At 59.9% G+C, this 6136-nt stretch carries 7 protein-coding genes; 2 read left to right on the top strand and 5 right to left on the bottom strand.

Annotated elements, in window-relative coordinates:
• Window positions 1-223: 223 nt before the first annotated feature.
• The 5 genes from EPO09_RS05070 to EPO09_RS05090 all read right to left on the bottom strand — a co-directional run bounded on the left by EPO09_RS05070 (window position 224) and on the right by EPO09_RS05090 (window position 4513).
• The gene (locus tag EPO09_RS05070) at window positions 224-607 is read right to left on the bottom strand and encodes a hypothetical protein (RefSeq protein ID WP_290640813.1); all 384 of its coding nucleotides are present in this window, start codon (window positions 605-607) and stop codon (window positions 224-226) included.
• Complete coding sequence (locus EPO09_RS05075) at window positions 594-881, bottom strand: hypothetical protein (RefSeq protein ID WP_290640815.1); 288 nt, start codon at window positions 879-881, stop codon at window positions 594-596. Before EPO09_RS05075 ends, EPO09_RS05070 begins: the two co-directional genes overlap by 14 nt.
• A 274-nt stretch (window positions 882-1155) precedes the next feature.
• Window positions 1156-3696, bottom strand: a complete 2541-nt coding sequence (locus EPO09_RS05080) for a VapE domain-containing protein (protein ID WP_290640817.1) — start codon at window positions 3694-3696, stop codon at window positions 1156-1158.
• Window positions 3696-4016, bottom strand: a complete 321-nt coding sequence (locus tag EPO09_RS05085) for a hypothetical protein (protein WP_290640819.1) — start codon at window positions 4014-4016, stop codon at window positions 3696-3698. Before EPO09_RS05085 ends, EPO09_RS05080 begins: the two co-directional genes overlap by 1 nt.
• A complete protein-coding gene (locus tag EPO09_RS05090) occupies window positions 4016-4513 on the bottom strand; it encodes a phage regulatory CII family protein (protein WP_290640821.1) in 498 nt (165 codons plus the stop codon). The genes EPO09_RS05085 and EPO09_RS05090 overlap by 1 nt, the downstream gene beginning before the upstream one ends.
• A gap of 266 nt (window positions 4514-4779) precedes the next feature.
• Between EPO09_RS05090 and EPO09_RS05095 the strand changes: the two genes are divergently transcribed.
• Window positions 4780-5049, top strand: a complete 270-nt coding sequence (locus EPO09_RS05095) for a hypothetical protein (protein WP_290640823.1) — start codon at window positions 4780-4782, stop codon at window positions 5047-5049.
• Between the two features lie 626 nt (window positions 5050-5675).
• Window positions 5676-6136, top strand: a 461-nt coding sequence (locus tag EPO09_RS05100) for a helix-turn-helix domain-containing protein (RefSeq protein WP_290640825.1), incomplete at its 3' end; no start/stop codon positions are given.

Raw genomic sequence — 6136 nt, forward strand, 5'->3', positions numbered from 1 at the left:
CCCTCACGTCTCTTGTGCTTCTCACACCGACTGGTGCCATCACGTACCAAAGTCTTGCACACAACACATGGGCGAGGAGCTGCTTGAGGCATGACTGAATAGGCAAAAGAAACGGGCCTCGCTGTTTCCAACGAGGCCCGCCCAACTACGGCAAACCAAGAACATCGCTTGGCAACTGCGCCTTGTTTGACACAGCTACCGCACGATGCCTGAAATGTACCGACTAACTTAACGGAGTGAAACTCCTTGGCAACTGGTCCTCCACAGGCCCAGCAACCAGCCACAGTGCCGACAGGACACGATGGGCCTTGTCCAGTCGCTTGGACAGCACCGCATCGCTGATGTCCAGCTTGGATCGCACAGCGAGCGTACCGCTCAGGTAGTACAGCACCACCGTGTCCTGCAAGGGCTGCTCAAGCTTGAGCACGCTGGCCTCAGTGTTCCAGCACTCTTCCTCGTTCAGTGGGATCCGTGCGGTCGGTGGACCGCTGTCTATCGCTTCGCCATTGAACATGGCCAGCATGCCACCGCCCAGGCCTGAGCGACCGCGATGCACCCACTCTGCCCACAGGTTCAAACGCTGCTCGACAAACTCAATTCTTGCCATTGGTCACTCCATCGGGAATTCGCATGACCATGAACACAGCGCCCTGGAGCATGGCGCTCGACTTCACCAGGTCGTCAAGGTCTGCCCGACCATCGAACGCTGTGCCCACGATGTGGCCGTTCTCGAACGCATAAAACTGGTTGGGCTCACCGCGCATGCCACGGTTCACACAGTCGGTCACATGAGCGTCACCCCACTCAGACCGCCGCTCCCTCACCATGCGGGCAACACCTGGCATCAGATGTTTGAGATCCTGTTTCTTTACCTTGTCCATGTGTCTATAACCAATCAATGAGATATCAACGCACAAACCGCCTCGCCCGCACGCCCGCCCCTGTGCCCATGTGCCCGGCTGCGCTTTCAGATGGACAGCTAGACACTTGGGACATGGCTCCGCCCTGAGACCCCATCTTGGCAATCGCCAAGCACTGAGGTCTCACTGAAAGCTCATGGACACACGGACATCCTGGCGCGCCAGGCCGCAAATGCACTACATAGCCGTCACCGCGACTGCCCCGACCTTTTCCGCAGCGCCCTGCGATCTCTGGTCAGAACGGGCAGTCATCGTCGGTCCCCTCTTCCTGATGGCCCTGCGTTGGGCCGGTTGATGTAGCTCCCTGCACGGGCTTCGGTGGTCTCGTCCAGACCATCGGCCTGCCAGGCAGGGATGACTTCTTGTCGGTCCACCCCAAGCGTCTCAGCGCTGAAGCGGCCTGCTTTTCGTGATACCGGCCAGGGCCGAGCTTCTCAATGCCGATGCCGACATTGCCAAGCAGACCTACCAGGGTCACGTTGTGCACCATCAGGCCATCGGTGCTCTCGTACAGATAGCGATAGATCGATGTCTCGATGGCGTTCTCTACCTGGCGGAGAGACTGCTGAGGCTCGAACAGCTCACGCTCCTCTTCCACCGTTGGGTACATGCGAGCGCCGGCAGCATTGCGCGCCATGGCCTCGGCCAGGAGCTGCTCGCGGTTCGCCTTGACCCAATCGATATCGATCTGACGGGTGACACGCACCGGCCAGAAGCGTCTATTTCCTGTTGGGTCAATCAGGTAGTGGTCCTCGTTGGTGGTCCCACCGAAGACAAGCTGGCGCGGGTACTCTCTCGCACGACGGTCAAAGCTGGCGCGGAAGTAGTCACTGGTTGACGCAATGAACTGCTTGATCTTGGTGATGTCCGTCTTGTTGAAGGCGTCCAGCTCGCCGATCTCGTACAGCCATCGGCCTTGCAACTGCTGATAACTGTCCTTGTCGCCCAACACCAGGCCGGTATCCGCGAACCAGTCACCGGCCAGCGTGTTGAGCAGCGTTGACTTGCGCATGCCTTGCCGGCCTTCCAGGATCAGCATGTAGTCGAACTTGACACCAGGGTTCAGCACGCGGGCACACATGCCCTGCAGATACCAAGTGCCAGCCCGAGCCAAGTACTTCTGAAGGGGATCAGCGTTGTCCCAATCCTCCTCGGCCAGGCAGGCACGACGCAGCCATGTGGACAGACGCTTGACGCCATCCCACTTGAGGGTGGCCAGCCATTCGCGGACAGGGTGATATCGGCGCCGGTACGCCACGATGCGCACAGCCTCCTCCAGCGTGCCGCGTGGCATCGAGGGCAAGAGGTGCTCACGCACCAACCACTCGCCAATCAGCAGTTCGTCCACCTCAGACCAAATGCCCTTGGACGATCCCCAGGGGGCATCCTTGAGCTTGATGATGTCGTTGGTGAACTCATTGAACCCGATGACACCCGCTGCCTCAGGGATGCCAGGAAGACCCGGCAAGCCGTCCAGTGCCAGCACCACGTTCTCACGCACGGCCTTGATGGCGCCCTTGTCAGACGTGAGCAACTTGGCGCGCCATGCGCGTGAGTCTGGCTCCTCGCCCGCGCCAGCAGAAGAAGGGGTAGGCGCTGCCATGGCCCGTGCCGCATCATCTGGAGGCACAAAGGGTGTGGCCTTGCGGATCTGGTTGCGGACCATCTCAGCATCCCAACCTTGATCGATCGCGTCTGCGATGTCCCAACCGTCCGACACAGCGCCGGGTTTGGGAATGGGCACCATCAGCACAGTGCAGCCGTGCTCGGCTGCCAGCATCGACCCAACGCGCACCATGGCCTGCATACCGGGCTGCTTGTGCTCGTCCAGTAACGGCTTGGTCTTCGGGTCTACATTGGCTGCACGCTCGGCCTGAGTCAGCTTTACATGCTGCGCGTCGCAGTCGGGCCACATGAAGACGACACGGCCTTTCAGCCATGACCAGTCTGCCTTCGCCCAGGACTTGCAACCACCCGGCCACGTCACGAAGTCGTATTCATGGCCCAGCAGCTTGTGGCCAGCCTCCGCGCACTTCTCGCCTTCTACCAGGCAGACAGGCGTAAGGAGCGGATCAGCAGCCAGCATGCCGGCGGCTAGATACAACGGGCGAGGGTCTTCCCAGAACTTCCAGAACCACTTTTGCAGGCCTCGGGTGTCCTGCTTGTCCTCGCACCAGTTATAGGGCAGTGTGACCTTCTCGCCGCTGCTGTCCGTGAAGCGGCACACGTGGCCATACAGGTGGCCATCGCGCCAGTACGACCACACATGCTGTGCCTTTCCGCGCTTGAAGTGCTCAAACGTAGGGACAGGCGCATGCGATGGGACAGGCGTGATCGCTCGCCAACTCGACTCAGAGGGAGGCTTTGACGACTTGTTGGCGCCGGGATGGTCGGCATCACCTCGACCAGGAGGTGGAGCGGGCTCGCTGCTCTTCTGTGCGGGCTGGCTCTGTGCAGACGTCTGCACGTGAGCACCGTGCCGGTTCAGCCCGTACTCCTGCTGCAGCCTGACCGCAGCCTGCCCGTTGTTGATGTTGTGGATCGCGGCGTAGAGGCTGAGCAGATCCCCGCCCTTCTCATCTGTACCGTTGTCGATCCATGTACCGGTATGGAGATTGACGTTGCAGCTCTTGCCCTTGGATCCGCTGAGATCGCCGCAGTACCAGCGGCCACCGTCCAGGTAGCCACCAGGAAGCCACTCCGGCACCAATGTCTCAGCACGATCCAGCAACCAGGCAGCGAGGCCAGCAAAGTCGATAGGTGGAAGTGACCCCATCAGCTATGGCCCCATCCTCGCATCACTGCGTCCAGCCCGTTTTTCTCTGATGGCATCAACAGGTGTGCTGGCAGATACGCGGTCATAGGACGACGCGATCCAGGCACGCGTACCGGCTCCTTGGGGACCAGCTCCTGTGCCTTCACCATCGTCTTCACCGTATGACGCGCTGCCGCGTAGCCCACACATGCAAGCTCCGCGAGCTGGCGCCAGGTCACACCACGCAACTGCTCAGGCTTGACGTTGGCCTTCGCCTGCTCGATGGCCCATTGCTCCGCCGCGCCGGACAACGCTGCCCGGACTTCGCCACGGGGCCTCATCACAGCACCTTCAGCAAAGCTGCCAGTGCCGTGATGGCCTCGGCCACCTGCTCACTGATGACACGGCGCTCATTGGGCGTCACGTTGCCGTCATCGAGGGCCTGCTGCGCGACGCGGAACACGTCGCCCACCTCAGCGCCCACCTTCGCCAGTTGCGCACTGACCTGGCCGCAGTCCATATCGGGCATGGGCAGGCAGACGTGTCCCAAGGACCATCCCATGGCATACAGGACGTCGTACTTGTCGGCACAGGCCTGCATCTGCGTGGCCTCGTCCAAGGTGAGGTTGTGGGTCTCGCAGTTGAGGGAGACTTTCTTGTTCAGCGTGCTCGCCGGCATGCCCATGCGTTGGGCCAGCGCTGGCACTCGACCAGGAAAGGTGTGAGCGATGCGGTATGCCGCATCGTCTACGTCCTGAATATGGGGGATGGCGATTGAGCCGTAGATTTCGCCAACTTGGTGGCGGTCTGTCGCCGGTTTGCGCAAACTCTTGTCCATGTTGCAGTCACCTCGTTATCGTCAACAACCGGCCCGCTGTCGCGAGCCGTGGGAAGAAAGAGCCGCCCCCGCAAAACAGGGAAAACGCGCCGCGTGCCTCAGGGAGGAAATGGCACGGTGCTCGGCTACCGCCCGTCTACACGGTCGGGTCCCGGTCGGACTGGAGGTCAACCGGGGGCGGCAAGGCAAAGGATTAGTTGGGCGCCCGCCCGCGTTCGTTGGACAATGTGGTTCTCACATCAACACAGCCAACAAAAGGGGCGGACATGAACTTGGAAGAGGTAGGCGAGCTTGCGAAGGCTCTCGGCAAACTGTGTTTGCAACAGCAAGGCTTGCTAGAAGCGCAAGGCGCACTGATGGATGCATTCATCGCTACGCTCCACTTGACTCAGCCGGCAGGGATCGAGGTGCTTCGATCGCAGCTTTTGAATCTGGAGCAGTACCGGGGTCGCGAACTGGAAGAGGACGCGTTCCACGCGTATCAAACAGAAATCGCAACGCAACTTCGGAATCTCGACGTCCTGCGAGGGCGCTGAAGTACTCATGGCTGGCTGATGACGCACGCGCTGCGCGTACAGCCGCTGCCTCCAGGCGTTCTATCCAAGACAGAGTGGTGACGTTGGCATTACGCACAGCCCGCATGTACTCGCTCGGAGAATTCGCCAGCCAGGCCTTCAGGCCAAGGAAGGCATGCTGGTTCCTGGCGCGATCCATGGCAGCACACAGATCTGCCATGTCCTGTGTTCTCGGGATGCGCCTGGAGGTGGAGGGCCAATTAAGCATGGCTCACCTCCTCGCAGCATCCCGAAATGTGCGGTGTCACCGGTATTGGGGGGGCTCCAGGGGAGCCTATCAGCTCCGGCCACACGATATGCCACTCGTCCGGGATAGACTCCCAACGTTTAACCTTTTGGTTCGTGGCTGTTTCGAGCAGGCACGCCAACAGCGGCTTCATGAGGTACTGGCCGCGACGGTGTGCGCGGGCCATCTTCCAGAGATACAGAGGCGTCGTGCGGCACTGAACGGCTAGACGAGCCACTTCATCTTCCGAAAGAGGTTTGAGGTAGGCGTAGAGGTCCATGCACCGATAATAGACCATTTAGTCTATTTCCAGCAAGGACCGATCGATTTATTGATATACCGCCGTGGGCTCAATGCCCACATGAGTGACGAACGCATGATCCGCATCGACAACCTGAAGCTCCTACTAAAGCAGGAAGGCTGGACCCAAAAGGAACTAGGTTTAAAGCTGGGGTTCACTACCGGCGCGCACGTCGGAAAGCTGATCAAAAAGCAAACTGCCTTTACAGAAAAGACCGCGCGCAAGATTGAGGAGGTCTCGGGTAGGCCCTATCGCTGGATGGACGTTGTTCACTTGTCGGGGGAGTACTCTGAAGAAAGCTTGAAAGAAGCTGAATTACTCCGCGATACAGAAGCCGAAAACGCGTCAATCCCTAACAGGCAGAAAACCCCCCCAAACAAGGGGGAAATAAAGACACTGGCAGGCGTCGTCAACCCGTTCGACCCTCTGCTGCCCGATGTTACAAACCCAAAACGCGCCCCTGTTTTAGATTGGGCACGCTTGGGAGTTGATTTGACGAAGGCGACACACGAACTCTACTT

It is taken from the genome of Aquabacterium sp., from assembly GCF_004297345.1.
Classification (GTDB): Bacteria; Pseudomonadota; Gammaproteobacteria; order Burkholderiales; family Burkholderiaceae_C; genus Aquabacterium.

Excerpts from the sequence above, each read along its gene's own strand:
- EPO09_RS05070 (WP_290640813.1), bottom strand. The coding sequence starts at position 607 with ATGGCAAGAATTGAGTTTGTCGAGCAGCGTTTGAACCTGTGGGCAGAG.
- EPO09_RS05075 (WP_290640815.1), bottom strand. The coding sequence starts at position 881 with ATGGACAAGGTAAAGAAACAGGATCTCAAACATCTGATGCCAGGTGTT.
- EPO09_RS05080 (WP_290640817.1), bottom strand. The coding sequence starts at position 3,696 with ATGGGGTCACTTCCACCTATCGACTTTGCTGGCCTCGCTGCCTGGTTG.
- EPO09_RS05085 (WP_290640819.1), bottom strand. The coding sequence starts at position 4,016 with ATGAGGCCCCGTGGCGAAGTCCGGGCAGCGTTGTCCGGCGCGGCGGAG.
- EPO09_RS05090 (WP_290640821.1), bottom strand. The coding sequence starts at position 4,513 with ATGGACAAGAGTTTGCGCAAACCGGCGACAGACCGCCACCAAGTTGGC.
- EPO09_RS05095 (WP_290640823.1), top strand. The coding sequence starts at position 4,780 with ATGAACTTGGAAGAGGTAGGCGAGCTTGCGAAGGCTCTCGGCAAACTG.